Annotated in this window: 12 protein-coding genes and 2 tRNA genes; 5 read left to right on the top strand and 9 right to left on the bottom strand. The window is 63.2% G+C overall.

From position 1 onward, the window contains the following. Positions 1-21: 21 nt before the first annotated feature. From HUK72_RS05020 to HUK72_RS04985, 8 genes are all read right to left on the bottom strand, one after another. A complete protein-coding gene (locus HUK72_RS05020; RefSeq protein ID WP_176595805.1) occupies positions 22-543 on the bottom strand; it encodes a DNA-deoxyinosine glycosylase in 522 nt (173 codons plus the stop codon). Between the two features lie 6 nt (positions 544-549). Further along, positions 550-1,650: a redox-regulated ATPase YchF gene (gene ychF / locus HUK72_RS05015; RefSeq protein WP_176595804.1), complete on the bottom strand. Its 1,101-nt coding sequence runs from the start codon at positions 1,648-1,650 to the stop codon at positions 550-552. A 65-nt stretch (positions 1,651-1,715) separates the two neighbouring features. Further along, positions 1,716-2,405, bottom strand: a complete 690-nt coding sequence (locus HUK72_RS05010; RefSeq protein ID WP_176595803.1) for a DUF2490 domain-containing protein — start codon at positions 2,403-2,405, stop codon at positions 1,716-1,718. Between the two features lie 279 nt (positions 2,406-2,684). After that, positions 2,685-4,313 (bottom strand): alpha-D-glucose phosphate-specific phosphoglucomutase, encoded by a 1,629-nt coding sequence (locus HUK72_RS05005; RefSeq protein WP_176595802.1) that lies wholly within the window; start codon positions 4,311-4,313, stop codon positions 2,685-2,687. Between the two features lie 310 nt (positions 4,314-4,623). Then, positions 4,624-5,193: an aminoacyl-tRNA hydrolase gene (gene pth / locus HUK72_RS05000; RefSeq protein ID WP_176595801.1), complete on the bottom strand. Its 570-nt coding sequence runs from the start codon at positions 5,191-5,193 to the stop codon at positions 4,624-4,626. 90 nt (positions 5,194-5,283) lie between these two features. Continuing rightward, positions 5,284-5,898, bottom strand: coding sequence for a 50S ribosomal protein L25/general stress protein Ctc (locus tag HUK72_RS04995; RefSeq protein ID WP_176595800.1), 615 nt, complete (start codon positions 5,896-5,898; stop codon positions 5,284-5,286). A gap of 110 nt (positions 5,899-6,008) precedes the next feature. After that, a complete protein-coding gene (locus tag HUK72_RS04990; RefSeq protein WP_176595799.1) occupies positions 6,009-6,893 on the bottom strand; it encodes a TraB/GumN family protein in 885 nt (294 codons plus the stop codon). A gap of 1 nt (position 6,894) precedes the next feature. Next, the gene (locus HUK72_RS04985; RefSeq protein ID WP_176595798.1) at positions 6,895-7,809 is read right to left on the bottom strand and encodes a TraB/GumN family protein; all 915 of its coding nucleotides are present in this window, start codon (positions 7,807-7,809) and stop codon (positions 6,895-6,897) included. Positions 7,810-7,985: 176 nt separating this feature from the next. On the opposite strand from HUK72_RS04985, the gene HUK72_RS04980 reads away from it, so the two are divergent. The 3 genes from HUK72_RS04980 (at position 7,986) to ppdK (ending at position 13,801) form a co-directional block, all read left to right on the top strand. After that, entirely contained in the window at positions 7,986-8,858 is an 873-nt protein-coding gene (locus tag HUK72_RS04980) for a glycine--tRNA ligase subunit alpha (RefSeq protein ID WP_176595797.1), read from the top strand. Then, on the top strand, positions 8,858-10,954 hold the full coding sequence (gene glyS / locus HUK72_RS04975) for a glycine--tRNA ligase subunit beta (RefSeq protein ID WP_176597749.1): 2,097 nt from the start codon (positions 8,858-8,860) through the stop codon (positions 10,952-10,954). The genes HUK72_RS04980 and glyS overlap by 1 nt, the downstream gene beginning before the upstream one ends. 144 nt (positions 10,955-11,098) lie before the next feature. Then, entirely contained in the window at positions 11,099-13,801 is a 2,703-nt protein-coding gene (ppdK, locus tag HUK72_RS04970; protein ID WP_176595796.1) for a pyruvate, phosphate dikinase, read from the top strand. A 37-nt stretch (positions 13,802-13,838) separates the two neighbouring features. Here ppdK and HUK72_RS04965 read toward each other — a convergent pair whose 3' ends face one another. Beyond that, positions 13,839-14,339, bottom strand: coding sequence for a hypothetical protein (locus HUK72_RS04965; RefSeq protein WP_176595795.1), 501 nt, complete (start codon positions 14,337-14,339; stop codon positions 13,839-13,841). A 141-nt stretch (positions 14,340-14,480) separates the two neighbouring features. Here HUK72_RS04965 and HUK72_RS04960 point away from each other — a divergent pair. Both HUK72_RS04960 and HUK72_RS04955 read left to right on the top strand, forming a co-directional pair. Beyond that, a tRNA-Arg gene (locus tag HUK72_RS04960) sits at positions 14,481-14,557 on the top strand. Between the two features lie 148 nt (positions 14,558-14,705). After that, positions 14,706-14,782 (top strand) — tRNA-Arg (locus tag HUK72_RS04955). Positions 14,783-14,787: the final 5 nt, after the last annotated feature.

The raw sequence follows: 14,787 nt of genomic DNA, 5'->3' as shown, positions 1-14,787 counted from the left end.
GCCCATGACGGTAAAGTGACGCTATGCCCCGATATAAGGCGCGATGACCATCCAGGCCTCCCGCTTGGCCTCCCGCGACATGCTGGCAAAGGCGCCGCTGGAGGAGGGCAGGTCGATCAGCGCCAGTCCTGGTCGTTCCCCGATCTGCCTTCGCCCATGCAGCGCTGCCGTCTTGCCGTTGAACGCCACCGCCTCCAGCGCCGGAAGCCGATCAACGAAAGCCCCAAGATCGCGCAGTTCCGCGCCCCGGATCGCGCTGTCGAGGCTTCCCTCCCGGTCCGCGCTCTCGATCACGTCCCACAGCCCCACGCGCCGGGCCTTCAGCCGCTTCAGACGCAGCGCATAGGGCTGACCGCGCAAGTCCTCCCCCAGAACATCGCCCATCAACGCCCAGAAGGCATTGCCGCGATGCGCATAATATTCGCCCTGCTTGATCGAAACGTCGCCGGGCAGGCTGCCCAGGATCAGCAGCCGCGTCCCTTCATCGACGCTGGGCGGAAAGGCCGCCTTGCGCCGGGCGGGCACCTGTCCCGGCCGCAGCATCGGGATTTAAACGTTGAACCGGAACAGCATGATGTCGCCATCCTGCGTCACATAATCCTTGCCTTCGGAGCGCCACTTGCCCGCTTCCTTGGCCCCGGTCTCGCCGTTATACTGGACATAGTCGGCATAGGCCATGGTTTCGGCCCGGATGAAGCCCTTCTCGAAATCCGTATGGATCGCGCCTGCCGCCTGGGGCGCCTTCGACCCCTTGGTCACGGTCCAGGCGCGGGCTTCCTTCGGTCCCACGGTGAAGAAGGTGATCAGCCCCAACAGCTCATAACCCGCCCGGATGATGCGAGCGAGCCCCGCCTCAGTCAGCCCCAGCGCTTCCAGATATTCGGCGCGCTCCTCGACCGGCATGGTGACGAGTTCCGCCTCGATCGCGGCGGAGACGATCACCGCCTTGGCATTTTCCGCCGCGGCCTTCTCGAACACCCGCGCCGAGTGGGCGTTGCCGGTGGCGGCGCTCTCTTCCTCGACATTGCAGACATAAAGCACCGGCTTGGCCGTCAGCAACTGCGCCTGGCCGAAAAGCCGTTCTTCCTCGACATCCTTGGGCACGGTGAGCCGCGCAGGCTTGCCGTCGCGGAGCAACTCCAGCGCCTGTCCCAGCACCGAAGCTGCGGCCTTGGCCTCCTTGTCCCCCTGCGCCGCCTTCTTGGCGAGATTGGGGACGCGCTTCTCCAGGCTCTCCAGGTCCGCCAGCATCAGCTCGGTCTCGACCGTCTCTGCGTCCGCGATGGGATCGACCTTGCCCTCGACATGGGTGATGTCGCCATCCTCGAAGCAGCGCAGCACATGGACGATGGCGTCCGTCTCGCGGATATTAGCCAGGAACTGGTTGCCCAGACCTTCACCCTTCGAAGCGCCGCGCACCAACCCGGCAATATCCACGAAGCTGAGCTGCGTCTCGATGATCTTGGCCGATCCGCCGATCTTCGCGATGGTCTGCAGCCGGTCGTCAGGCACGGCGACGCGGCCCTCATTCGGCTCGATGGTGCAGAAGGGATAGTTCGCCGCCTGCGCCGCCTGCGTCTCGGTCAGCGCATTGAACAAGGTGGACTTGCCCACATTGGGAAGCCCGACGATACCGCAACGAAAACCCATGTACCCGCCTTCACGTCAAGATGATTGGCCGCGCCGATAGCCTTTTCCGCGCGCAAAGGCCAGCCTCAGTGCCGGAAGAATAGCGTCACCGAAGCCACATGGTTGACGCGGGCATTGCCGCCGCGCTGGTTGATCCACTGGTTGAGATAACCGATCTCCGCCGTCGAAGCGCCGCCCAGCCCCAGTTCCGCCCCGACAAAGCTGCGCAACTGATCGAACCCGCCCTTCGCGCCCCAATCGGTGTCGTTGAGCGCCACGAACCCCTCGCCATAGATCAGCGCGTTCACCGCATGGCTGCCGGGCTTCAGCGGCTTCTCGTACCGCAGCATCTCGCGCAGCCGCCAGCCCATATCCTTCCCGTCCGACCGCCAGCGTTGTTCCAGCCGGGTCCGCGAAGACAATTCGCCGCCCCAGGGCTTTCCCATGACCCAATTGAGCTGCTGGAAACTGCGCTCCTCATTCACGTCCCGGCCGCCGTCGACCGGCAGCACGACATGGGCATAGCCCTGATAGACAGTGAAGCTGGGTGACAACTTCCACCCGACGGCGCCCCGCAGCAGCAACTGATCGAGCCGGGACACGCCGTCGCCCATCCGAGGCTGTACCTCCGCGAAATAGACGAGCTTTCCCGATACCGCGCCCATGGCGGTCAGGTTGACCCAAAGCTGCTCTTCTTCGGTGGTGCGCGCCATGGCATTTCCGGCAAAGCCCATCAGGGTGACAAAGGGAAGGAGGGCACGGAACAGGCGGCGCATCAGGGTCCTCAAGGAAAGAGCGAAATTCCGCCCTTCTTCCAGAGCGTGGGAAGATTGACTGCCATCGGGCAGGGAAGGACATTTGTGATCCCGTCACCCCGGGCTTGACCCGGGGTCCCGCTTCCTGATGCTAGAAGCGCGAAGATCAGTGGGACCCCGGATCAAGTCCGGGGTGACGAAGACGGGATCTCCGCACTCCACCGGAACGTCAATCAGGCACTGCTTTAGCGCGCCATCATTTCCCTCCGATTTCCCAAAGGTAAGCGTTGGCGACTGGCGTCAGGTAATGACGCTCGGCTTCTCCATGCCAGTAAAGCCCGAAATATCGGCCACTTCCTGCGCCGCTTGCACCAGCGGCGCCAAAGCCTCGCCGGTTTCCAGCCCGAGATCGCGATCCGTACCGACATAGCGTTCGATATAGACCCGCAAGGTCGCGCCTTCGGTGCCCGTCCCCGAAAGCCGGAACACCACCCGCGACCCATCCTCGAACAGCACGCGCACGCCCTGATTGCGGCTGACGGAATGGTCGGTCGGATCGCTATAGGCGAAATCGTCCGCGCTCTTCACCGTGCCGCCTCTGTTCGCCGTCCCCGGCAACGCCTCCAGCTTCCCGCGCAGCGCCGCCATCAGCGCATCGGCCTTGTCCTTGGCGATGCCTTCATAATCATGCCGCGCATAATAGTTCCGGCCATAGGTCGCCCAATGTTCGGCCATGATCTGCGCCACGCTCTGCCGCCGGACGGCAAGGATGTTAAGCCACAGCAGCACCGCCCAGATGCCGTCCTTCTCCCGCACATGGTCGGAGCCGGTACCCGCGCTTTCCTCGCCGCAGATGGTCGCCATTCCGGCATCCAGCAGATTGCCGAAGAATTTCCACCCCGTCGGCGTCTCATAAAGCGGAATGCCCAGCTTCTCCGCCACCCGGTCTGCCGCGCCGCTCGTCGGCATCGACCGCGCAATGCCCTTGAGGCCGCGCGCATAGCCCGGCGCCAGATGCGCGTTGGCGGCCAGCACCGCCAGCGAATCCGACGGCGTCACATAGCAATGCTGCCCGATGATCAGGTTCCGGTCGCCATCGCCATCCGAAGCCGCCCCGAAATCGGGGGCATCCGCCGCCATCAACCGGTCGTAAAGTTCCTTGGCGTGAACCAGATTGGGATCGGGATGATGATGGCCGAAATCGGGCAGGGGGGTCGCGTTGCGCACCGTGCCGGCGGGCGCACCCAGCTGCTTTTCGAAAATCTCGACCGCATAAGGGCCCGTCACGGCGCTCATGCTGTCGAAGGAAAGGGTGAAGCCGTCCCCGATCATCGCCCGGATGGCGGCGAAATCGAACAGGCTCTCCATCAGATCGGCATAGCCCGCGACGGGATCGACCACCTCCACGGTCATGCCGCTCAGATCGCTGGCGCCGAGCGTGTCAATGTCAACATCCCCCGCTTCCAATATGCGGTAGCTGTCGATCGCCAGCGTCCGCGCATATATGGCGTCCGTCACCTTCTCCGGCGCGGGGCCGCCATTGGATACGTTGTACTTGATCCCGAAATCCTCATCCGGCCCGCCCGGATTATGGCTGGCCGACAGCACCAGCCCGCCAAAGGCCCCGGAAGAGCGGATCAGATGGGAAGCCGCCGGGGTGGAAAGAATGCCGCCCTGTCCCACCAGCACCCGGCCAAAGCCGTTCGCCGCGGCCATCTTCAGCACGATCTGGATGACCTCGCGGTTCAGATAACGTCCGTCGCCGCCGACCACCAGGGTCTGGCCTTCATAGCCCTCCAGGCTGTCGAACACCGATTGGACGAAATTTTCCGCATAATGGGGCTGCTGGAAGATGCGGACCTTCTTGCGCAGGCCGGACGTGCCCGGCTTCTGGTCATCGAAAGGCTTCGTCGAGACGGTCTGTATCACCCGTGTCCCCTTGGGAAAATGGAAAGTCAGACCTACTCTATGGCCCGGCAATGCGGCAGTCCGCAATGCGCCTTACCCGCTTCGCCGCGAGGGCAGGGCGGACGAACGCGCATTCTCGCCTGTCGTGCAGAGGTGCCGGCGTCTTATGTGGGAGGCGGATCACCAGCTTTCCTTGAAGTACACCGTGCTCCTGCGAAGGCAGGAGCCCAGTTCCGCCTTCCGTGTATCATCGCATCGTCTGAACTGGGTTCCTGCCTTCGCAGGAACACGGCGCGCCTAATGGCAGCTATTGGCCAAAAACCCAATATCTCTAATCCGCCAGCCGCAGCGCCACCTCATTCATGAACCGCGCATCGTCCCCCTTGGCCAGCCATTCCGCTTCGGCTCCAATCGCGCCCAGCATGTCGGCCAGCGCGTCGGTCTCGCTCTTGTGATAATTGCCAAGCACATAGCCATGCACCCGGTCCTTATGCCCCGGATGCCCGATGCCGATCCTGATCCGGCGAAAATCCGCCCCGATATGCGCGTCGGTCGAGCGCAGGCCGTTATGCCCCGCATTGCCGCCCCCGCGCTTCACCTTCACCTTCATCGGCGCAAGGTCGAGCTCGTCATGAAAGACGGTCACATCCTCGGGCGCCAGCTTGTAGAAGCGCATGGCTTCACCGACCGATCGTCCGCTCTCGTTCATGAAGGTCGCGGGCTTGATCAGGATGATCTTCTCCGGCCCGATGCGGCCTTCCTGCACCCAGCCCTGGAACTGCTTCTTGGGCGGAGAGAAGCGGTGCATGTCCGCGATGACGTCCACGGCCATGAAGCCGACATTATGCCGGTTCATCGCATATTGGGTGCCCGGATTGCCAAGGCCCACCCAGATCTGCATCGCGCCTCACCTTGCAAAGAAAAATCCCGCCCGCCGGGTAGGCGAGCGGGATCGGAATTTCCAGCCCGGAAAGGGCTGACCGGAAAAGGCTTATTCGCCTTCGGCCGGGGTTTCGTTGTCGCCTTCAGCGCTCTTCAGGGCCGAGGGCGCAACGATGGTCGCGACGGTGAAGTCGGTCTCGTCATGCGCGGCCTTGGCGCCCCTGGGCAGCTTCACGGCATTGATGTGGATCGATTCGCCCACGTCCAGGCCGGTCAGATCGACCACGACGTCGTCCGGAATCTCGGCCGCATCGACGATCAGTTCGACTTCATGCGCGACGATGTTCAGGACGCCGCCCTTCTTGATGCCCGGCGAGGCATCTTCATTCTTGAAGACAACCGGCACGTTGACGTGGACGGTGGCATGTTCCGAAACGCGCAGGAAGTCAGCGTGCAGCGGACGGTCGGTCACGGGGTGGAAAGCCACATCCTTGGGCAAGGTGCGGACCTTCTTGCCGCCGACTTCGACGAAGACGACCGAATTGAAGAAATGGCCGGTGCCGAGCAGCTTGCCCAGGAGCTTTTCCTCGACGTGGATCGACTGCGGTTCTTCATTGTTACCATAGATGACGGCGGGTACGCGGCCCTCACGGCGGAGAGCGCGGGAGGCTCCCTTGCCTGCCCGATCGCGTGCCTCTGCCGACAGCGTAAGCTGCTCGCTCATTGCGTGTCTCCAAAAGCAAATTGATGTAGGTGCCCGTCACGCCTCCAGGGATGACCATGCCGGGACCGGCGCCCAATAACAGAAAAGCGCGGGAAAGCAAGGGGCGCGCCCTATTGCACCCGCGTCACCTTATATCCGTTGGCCTGCAGCAGTTCGACCAGATTGCCCTTGCCCGCCAGATGCCCTGCGCCCACGGCGATGAATGGCCGCCCTTTGAGCGTCTCCACCGCCTTCACCCAATCCCGGTTGCGGTCGGCCAGCACGGCCCGCTCGACCGCCGGATCGGGTTCCTCACCGATCTGATCCTCGCGCGCCAGGGTGGCGATGTCGCCCTTGATCCACGCCTGCAGGATGCGGTCGTAGAGCGTCCGCATATCCTTGGCCTCGCGCACCGTATCGACCAGCAATCGCTGCTGCGCGGCGTCAGGCAAGGTATCGAAGGCCCGGAACTGCCGCTCCACCGTCTCCAGCCCGCCGATCGGTTTCCGGGCATCCCTGAACGCGGCGATCAGGGCCGGTTCGACGCCATTATCCTGGCTGACGTGCAACGCCTGCTGCGCTGCGGCGGAGAGCAGCATCGCCGCCGCCCAGCTCTCATAGCCGGAGAGCATCCGCACATCGACGCCGCCATCGCTGGCGATCGCCTCCAGCGCGGCCCTGTCCTCGCCCGGCACTCGCGCCTCCAGCGGCGGAAGCCCCGGACTCCGCCCCATTTTCTCGAACTGCGCCAGCGTCCGGGCCTGGTCCTGGATTTCCGCGGATTCCAGCACCAACCGGTCGGCGCGCGCCATGGCGTCCCTGATCGGTCCCGTCTGCCATTGCACATTATCGGGCAGCACATGGATGGTCCCGAACAGCCAGCCATCCACACTCTTGCCCTCGACCCGCCACAGCGCAGGCCCGCCGCCCGGCGGCGGGGCAGGGGGCCTGTCCCCGCAAGCGGCCAACAGCAAGAAGGCCGCCAGCCCCAGCCAGCAGACCAACCGACGCATCATCCTATTGCTTCACCCGCTCCGAGGGGACTCCCAGCGCCTTCAACTGATCCTGCACGCTGCCCTTGCCCGCCAGATGCCCGGCGCCCACGGCGATGAACACCGTACCGGGCTGGTCGAGCCGCTGCTTGATCCACTTCGCCCAATTGGCGTTGCGCTGAATCAGCAGCACCTTCGCCAGTTCCGGCGTCGCCTCCAGCGATTCGTTCATTTCGACCGCCAGCTTCTCCGGTTCCCCGCCCTGCCAGTGGGCGACCAGGCTGGCGAATTCCCTGTCCATGTCGGGCAAGCCCTCTACGGTCGCGGTCAGGAACTTCACCTGCTGCTCCATCGGCAGGCCCGCGAAATAGCCGAGCTGCTGCTCGACCGTCTCCAGCGCGCCGACCTTCTTGCCCGAAGCGCTGGCCGCCGCCGTCAGCACCTTCTCCGCGCCGAGGCTGGACTTGTACCCCAGCTTCTCCAGCGGCTGCACCGACAATGCCATGCCCGCCATCCAGGGGTTGAACATCTCGAAACTCTGCCAGGGCAGGCCATTGGCCGTCATCGCCGCCAGATATTTGTTGCGTTCCTCCGCGCCCAGCCGGTCCGACAGCTTCACCCCGTCCCGCGCCAGCGCCGCCCCCGCCATGGTGGAAGCCAGGGCGCCGGGGTCTTCCGGTTCGACGATTTCCAGCACCAGCTCGTCCGATCGTTCGAAGGCCGATTTGACCCCGCCCTTATACCAGTCGACCCCCGGCTTCATCACATGGACCGTGCCGAACAGATAGATGGTGGTGTCGGCATCCTTCACCGTCCACAGCGCGGGCGTCACATAGGTCGAGCGCGCCGCCGTATCGCGAGCGATGGCGGGCCGCTCCAGCGCGCATCCGCCAAGCAACATCATGGCGGGTGCCAGCCATTGGAAATTGGGCCATTTCATGCGGTTTTTACGTCCATCTGATCGATCTTGCCCCATCCATGCGTTTCCCAAGGCGACAGAGCAAGCGGATTTACCCTTCTTCCCGCCCTCTTTTCCTTGACCCTGCGCCCTCGCTGCGCCAAGGCGCGCCGCAATCGAACCGTCATTTTTCGAGCCGTGATTTCTGGGGACCATCCGTGGCGACAAGCAAAGCGCTCTCCTTTCAGGATCTGATCCTGACGCTCCATGCCTATTGGGGTCGCCAAGGCTGCGTGATCCTGCAACCCTATGACATGGAAGTGGGCGCGGGCACCTTCCACCCGGCGACGACGCTGCGCAGCCTTGGCCCGAATGCCTGGAACGCCGCCTATATCCAGCCCAGCCGCCGGCCTACGGATGGCCGCTATGGTGAAAATCCCAACCGGCTCCAGCATTATTACCAATATCAGGTGATCATGAAGCCGAGCCCGGCGAACCTCCAGGAACTCTATCTGGGTTCGCTGGTGGAGATCGGCATCGATCCGCTGGTCCATGACATCCGCTTCGTCGAGGACGACTGGGAAAGCCCGACGCTGGGCGCCTGGGGCCTGGGCTGGGAAGTCTGGTGCGACGGTATGGAGGTCACCCAGTTCACCTATTTCCAGCAAATGGGCGGCTTCGACTGCAAGCCGGTGGCGGGCGAACTGACCTACGGCCTGGAACGCCTCGCCATGTATATTCAGGGCGTCGACAGCGTCTACGACCTGAAATTCAACGATGCCGGCGTCACCTATGGCGACGTGTTCCTTGAAAATGAGCGGCAGATGTCGAAGTGGAACTTCGAGATCGCGGACACCGAAAAGCTGTTCCGCTGGTTCAAGGATGCAGAGGCGGAGTGCAAGGCGTCGCTGGAGGCGGGGGTTCCGCTCGCCGCTTATGACCAGGCGATCAAGGCGAGCCATGTGTTCAACCTGCTGCAAGCGCGCGGCGTCATTTCGGTGCAGGAACGCGCCAGCTATATCGGCCGTGTGCGCGATCTCGCCAAGGGCGCCTGCGAAAAGTGGATGGAAGTGAACGGGTGGGCCGCGTGATGACCGATTTCCTGCTCGAACTGCGCTGCGAGGAAATCCCGGCGCGCATGCAATTGAAGGCGTCGGAAGACCTCGCCCGCCTCTTTACGGAGGAACTGGCGAAGGCTGGTCTTAAGCCGGAAAGCATCGACAGCTTCGTCACGCCGCGCCGTCTGGCGTTGATCGCGAAGGGCCTGCCGCTCGAAACGGCTGCTGTCAGCGAGGAGTATAAAGGCCCGCGCACGTCTGCTCCGGCTCAGGCGCTGGAAGGCTTCCTCCGCAAGACGGGCTTGACGCAGGACCAGCTTGAGGACCGCGACGGCGTCTGGTTCGCGGTCGTCAACAAGCCCGGCCGTGCTACGGCGCAGGTACTGGCTGAAGCCGTGCCCACCGTCATCCGCGCCTTCCCCTGGCCCAAGTCCATGCGTTGGGGCGCGGCGTCGCAGACCACGGAAAGCCTTCGCTGGGTCCGCCCGCTGCAAGGTATCATCGCGATCTGGGGCGACGATCTGGTCGACATCGAGGTTGAAGGCGTCAAATCCGGCTATGCCACGCTTGGCCACCGCTTCCATCATCCCGGTGAGATCACCATCGGCAACGCCCACGACTATGTGGAGAAGCTGCGCGCCTGCCATGTGATCGTCAGCCATCAGGAGCGCCAGTCGATCATCGAGGCCAAGGCTGCGGAAGCTGCCGCCGCCCATGGCTATACGGTGATCGAGGATAAGGGCCTTGTCTCGGAAAATGCGGGCCTGACCGAATGGCCGGTGCCGCTGCTGGGCGATTTCGACCCGACCTTTCTTGAGGTTCCGCCTGAAGTCATTCAGCTAACCCTTCGTATCAACCAGAAATATTTCGTTCTGCGCGACGCTGGCGGCAAGCTGGCCCCGGCCTTCATCTGCACCGCCAATATCGAAGCGAAGGATGGCGGCGCGGCGATCATCGCGGGCAACCGCAAGGTTCTCGCCGCGCGCCTGTCGGACGCCCGCTTCTTTTGGGAGCAGGACCGCAAGACGAAGCTTGAGGATCACGCGAAGAAGCTGGAGCGCATCACCTTCCACGAAAAGCTCGGCACCGTTGCCGACAAGGCGGAGCGTGTCGCGAAACTGTCCCGCTGGCTGGTCGAAGAAGGCGTAGTCAAGGGCGCCGACGCCGACCAGGCCGAACAGGCAGCGCGCCTCGCCAAGGCCGACCTCGTTACGGAAATGGTGGGCGAGTTCCCTGAGCTTCAGGGCGTTATGGGCGGCTATTATGCCCGCGCCGAAGTGCTGTCCGATGCCGTGGTAGATGCCGTCCGCGATCACTACAAGCCGGTCGGGCAGGGGGACGAAGTGCCAAGCGCTCCGGTTACTGTCGCCGTTTCGTTGGCAGATAAGCTCGATACATTGGGCAGCTTCTTTGCGATAGACCTGCCGCCGACCGGATCGAAAGATCCCTTCGCGCTCCGGAGAGCCGCACTTGGGATTATCGAACTGATCGTTCGCAACGAACTCAATCTGTCACTACGAGAAGTTCTAAGTGTAGCCACGGTGGATAACCACTTCTCGCGCACTCGGTTCGGTGGAGAACCTGATGAGGTGCTAGGCAAATTGCATAGGTCGGCAGACAATCTCCTCGACTTCTTCGCAGATCGCCTAAAGGTCCAGCAGAAGGAAGCAGGCGTCCGTCACGATCTGATAGACGCAGTGTTCGCGCTCGGCGGAGAGGACAATCTCGTCCGCCTGCTCGCCCGCGTGAAGGCGCTCCAGTCCTTCATTGTCACCGATGACGGCACGAACCTGCTCGCCGGTTACAAGCGCGCCGCCAACATCCTCAAAAAGGAAGGCGTCGAAACCGCTGAGAAGGTCGAATTGACCTACGCCCCCGAACAGGCGGAGGCCGACCTCATCGCCGCGCTCGATGCCGCCGAGCCTCGCGCTGCCGCTTCCGTCGCGGCGGAGGATTTCGAGGGCGCGATGGCCGCACTCGCAACATTGCGCGCACCGATCGACGCCTTTTTCGAAAGCGTCACTGTCAACGATACCGATCCGGCAAAGCGTTCCACTCGCCTCGCGCTGCTTGCGCGGGTACGGGACGCTGTGCATGCGGTCGCGGATTTCTCAAAAATTACGGGTTAATACCGAAAGATACCCGCTCAAGCGGGAAAATCAGTGAAGTGAGAGAGCAATTATCGTAAAAGCAGGTGCGTTTATCGCTCCCCTGTTTTAAAGTTTTGTTGCAACGCACAAATACACGGCAATCAGTGCAGGAGAGCCGCGATTATGTTGACAATGGAAGAGGCCAGCATGAGCACGACCGCGACCCGTTATGTCTATCGTTTCGGCGGCGGCGTCGATGATGGGGGCAAGGGCAACAAGAATCTTCTGGGCGGCAAGGGCGCCAATCTGGACGGCATGGCGGCCATCGGCCTGCCGGTGCCTCCGGGTTTCACCATCACGACCGAGATGTGTACGCGCTATTATCAGGACGGCGGCGTCTATCCGGAGAGCCTGAAGGCGGAAGTCGCCAACGGCATCGCCCATATCGAGGGCGTCACCGGAAAGAAATTCGGTGACAAGGCCGACCCGCTGCTGGTCTCTGTCCGCTCTGGCGCGCGCATTTCGATGCCCGGCATGATGGACACGGTGTTGAACCTCGGCCTCAACGACGAAACCGTGCTGGGCCTGGCTGCGACGTCCGGCGACGAACGTTTCGCCTGGGACAGCTATCGCCGCTTCATCCAGATGTATTCCGACGTGGTGCTGGAACTCGACCACGGCGCCTTCGAGGAAGCCCTGGAGATCGCCAAGGAAGACCAGGGCTACACGCTCGACACGGAAATGACCGCCGACGACTGGAAGGCGCTCGTCAGTGAATATAAGGCGCTGGTTTCAAAGCTTTGGAACAAGCCTTTCCCGCAGGATGTGAACGATCAGCTCTGGGGCGCGATCAGCGCTGTGTTTGGTAGCTGGCAGGCTGACCGCGCCAAGGTCTATCGCCGCCTGAACTCGATCCCGCACGATTGGGGCACTGCCGTCAACGTGCAGGCGATGGTGTTCGGCAATATGGGCGACACCTCGGCTACCGGCGTTGCATTTACCCGCGACCCCGCGACCGGCGAAAATGCCTATTATGGCGAATATCTGATCAACGCCCAGGGCGAGGACGTGGTGGCGGGTATCCGCACACCGCAATATCTGACGCTTGCAGCACGCGAGCGGGCAGGGGCCAAGCCGCTGTCGATGGAAGAGGCGATGCCGGAAACCTATGCCGAACTGGCGCGGGTGTTCGAAATCCTCGAAAAGCACTATCGCGACATGCAGGACATCGAGTTCACGGTCCAGCAGGGCAAGCTTTGGATGCTCCAGACCCGCTCGGGCAAGCGCACCGCCAAGGCGGCGCTCAAGATCGCGGTCGACATGGCGAATGAAGGCCTCATCACCGAGGAAGAAGCCGTCGCCCGCGTCGATCCCGCCGCGCTCGACCAGCTTCTGCACCCGACGCTCGATCCCAAGGCGCCCCGCGACGTGCTGACCAAGGGCCTGCCCGCTTCGCCGGGCGCGGCTTCGGGCGCGATCGTGTTCGACGCCGACACCGCCGAGCGCCGCAATGAGCTGGGCGATTCGGTCATCCTCGTTCGCGTCGAAACCAGCCCTGAAGACATTCACGGCATGCACGCGGCCAAGGGCATCCTGACCGCACGCGGCGGCATGACCAGCCACGCGGCTGTGGTCGCTCGCGGCATGGGCCGTCCCTGCGTCTCCGGCGCGGGTAGCCTGTCGATCGACAATGCCAACAAGACGCTGCGGATTGGCGACCGCATCCTCAAGGAAGGCGACATCCTCACCATTGACGGCGCCACCGGCGAGGTGATGGCGGGCGAAGTGCCGACCGTGCAGCCTGAACTGGCAGGCGACTTCGGCGTGCTGATGGGTTGGGCCGACAAGGTTCGCCGCCTCAAGGTCCGCGCCAATGCCGAAACCCCGTTGGACTGCCAGACCGCCCGCGATTTCGGCGCGGAAGGCGTGGGCCTTTGTCGCACCGAGCATATGTTCTTCGACGCCGCCCGCATCACCGCCGTTCGTGAGATGATCCTCGCGGACAGCGAAAAGGGCCGTCGCGTGGCGCTCGACAAGCTGCTCCCTGAGCAGCGCGACGACTTTGCGCAGATATTCATGGTGATGGCGGGCCTGCCCGTCACCATCCGTCTGCTCGACCCGCCGCTGCACGAATTCCTGCCCCATGGCGAAGCGGAGTTCGAGGAAGTGGCCAAGGCGGCTGGCGTCGGCGTGGAGGCGCTCAAGCGCCGTGCCGCCGAACTGCATGAATTCAATCCGATGCTGGGCCATCGTGGTTGCCGTCTGGGCGTCACCTACCCTGAAATATACGAGATGCAGGCCCGCGCCATCTTCGAAGCCGCGCTGATCATCAAGCAGCGTTCGGGCGAAGCGCCGATCCCTGAAATCATGATCCCGCTCGTCGCAACGAAGAAGGAGCTGGAGCTGATGAAGGCGATCGTCGACAGCGTAGCCAAGCAGGTTTTCGAGGAGCAGGGCGCCAGCGTCGACTATCTGGTCGGCACAATGATCGAACTGCCGCGCGCGGCGTTGAAGGCAGGCGAGATCGCGGAAGTGGGCGAATTCTTCTCCTTCGGCACCAACGACCTGACGCAGACGACCATCGGCATCAGCCGCGACGACGCAGGCCGCTTCCTGACGCAATATGTCGACAAGGGCATCTTCGCCCGCGACCCGTTCGTCAGCATCGATGTGGAGGGTGTGGGCCAGCTCATCGAACTGGCGGCCGAACGCGGCCGCGCCACCCGCGACGGCATCAAGCTCGGCATTTGCGGCGAACATGGCGGCGATCCGGCGTCGATCGCCTTCTGCGAGCAGACTGGCCTCGATTATGTGTCGGCCTCGCCCTATCGCGTGCCGATCGCCCGCCTAGCCGCAGCCCAGGCGGCGCTGGCCAACCGCAAATAAGGGAAGAGGGGCGGGAGATGATCCCGCCCTTCATTTTTCAGACCTGCGTGGCGCGCTGCGCATATAGGCGCGCATGCTCATGATCCTGACGGGCATCGAGCAATCGGGCCTGCTCGCGCCACTCCTCCCGGGAAATCACGCCTTGGCGAAGGCCTAATCGGGTTTCCAGCGCGGCCTCCTGCTCGCTGCTGATGGCCGCGATCTGGCCATAGCGATGATAGCCCGCCTGATTGAGCGCGATTTCATCCTGGGGCGTGATGCCTCGGATGCGGCCGAAATCGTCGCGCCCATGCGCAGTCTCCGCAGCAGCCGCGGCGCTGCCCGGACCTATCGGACGCGCCTGGCGCTCCAGTTCCGCGATCCGCTCCTGCGCCGCGCTCAGCCGGGCATCCCGGTCCTTGAGCGCCTCGGCGTGGATGAGCTGTTCATCACGCCAATAGCGCTTATATTTGCCCCGCCCGCTCATGATGAGCCCCAGCAGCAGCCCTATGAACAGCGCGATCAGCAACAGCGCGATTTCGTTGATGGTAAAGGTCATCTCGGCATCCTTTCCTGCCCCTCGAACGAGCGGAACCGGGCAAAGGTTGCGGTTCGCCGCCTTCGATCGGCCCGGCTGTCGTAAAAGTGCAAAAAGGGGCTTGCCCAAATGCGTGGGCGCTTCTATCTGCGCCACTCCAACGCACCCGTAGCTCAGCTGGATAGAGCATCAGACTACGAATCTGAGGGTCGGACGTTCGAATCGTTCCGGGTGCGCCATTCCCCCTTCATCTCTGCCCAATCCTGGTTTCATGGGGCTAAGACTATGCGCGTTCGCGAGGGGAGGGCGGACTGCGCTTTTAATTTGAAATAGTCCAGTTTGGGGGTTGCCAGACCGCTCTGCCCCTTCTATCTGCCCCTCCACAACGCACCCGTAGCTCAGCTGGATAGAGCATCAGACTACGAATCTGAGGGTCGGACGTTCGAATCGTTCCGGGTGCGCCATTTCC

The sequence above is a fragment of the Sphingobium sp. 15-1 genome (genome assembly GCF_013375535.1).
GTDB lineage: Bacteria > Pseudomonadota > Alphaproteobacteria > Sphingomonadales > Sphingomonadaceae > Sphingobium > Sphingobium aromaticivastans.
The sequence above is the reverse complement of the archived record's forward strand: the minus strand, read 5'-3'. Positions and strand labels throughout refer to the sequence as shown.

Excerpts from the sequence above, each read along its gene's own strand:
- HUK72_RS05020 (WP_176595805.1), bottom strand. The coding sequence starts at position 543 with ATGCTGCGGCCGGGACAGGTGCCCGCCCGGCGCAAGGCGGCCTTTCCG.
- ychF (WP_176595804.1), bottom strand. The coding sequence starts at position 1,650 with ATGGGTTTTCGTTGCGGTATCGTCGGGCTTCCCAATGTGGGCAAGTCC.
- HUK72_RS05010 (WP_176595803.1), bottom strand. The coding sequence starts at position 2,405 with ATGCGCCGCCTGTTCCGTGCCCTCCTTCCCTTTGTCACCCTGATGGGC.
- pth (WP_176595801.1), bottom strand. The coding sequence starts at position 5,193 with ATGCAGATCTGGGTGGGCCTTGGCAATCCGGGCACCCAATATGCGATG.
- HUK72_RS04995 (WP_176595800.1), bottom strand. The coding sequence starts at position 5,898 with ATGAGCGAGCAGCTTACGCTGTCGGCAGAGGCACGCGATCGGGCAGGC.
- HUK72_RS04990 (WP_176595799.1), bottom strand. The coding sequence starts at position 6,893 with ATGATGCGTCGGTTGGTCTGCTGGCTGGGGCTGGCGGCCTTCTTGCTG.
- HUK72_RS04985 (WP_176595798.1), bottom strand. The coding sequence starts at position 7,809 with ATGAAATGGCCCAATTTCCAATGGCTGGCACCCGCCATGATGTTGCTT.
- glyS (WP_176597749.1), top strand. The coding sequence starts at position 8,858 with ATGACCGATTTCCTGCTCGAACTGCGCTGCGAGGAAATCCCGGCGCGC.
- ppdK (WP_176595796.1), top strand. The coding sequence starts at position 11,099 with ATGTTGACAATGGAAGAGGCCAGCATGAGCACGACCGCGACCCGTTAT.
- HUK72_RS04965 (WP_176595795.1), bottom strand. The coding sequence starts at position 14,339 with ATGACCTTTACCATCAACGAAATCGCGCTGTTGCTGATCGCGCTGTTC.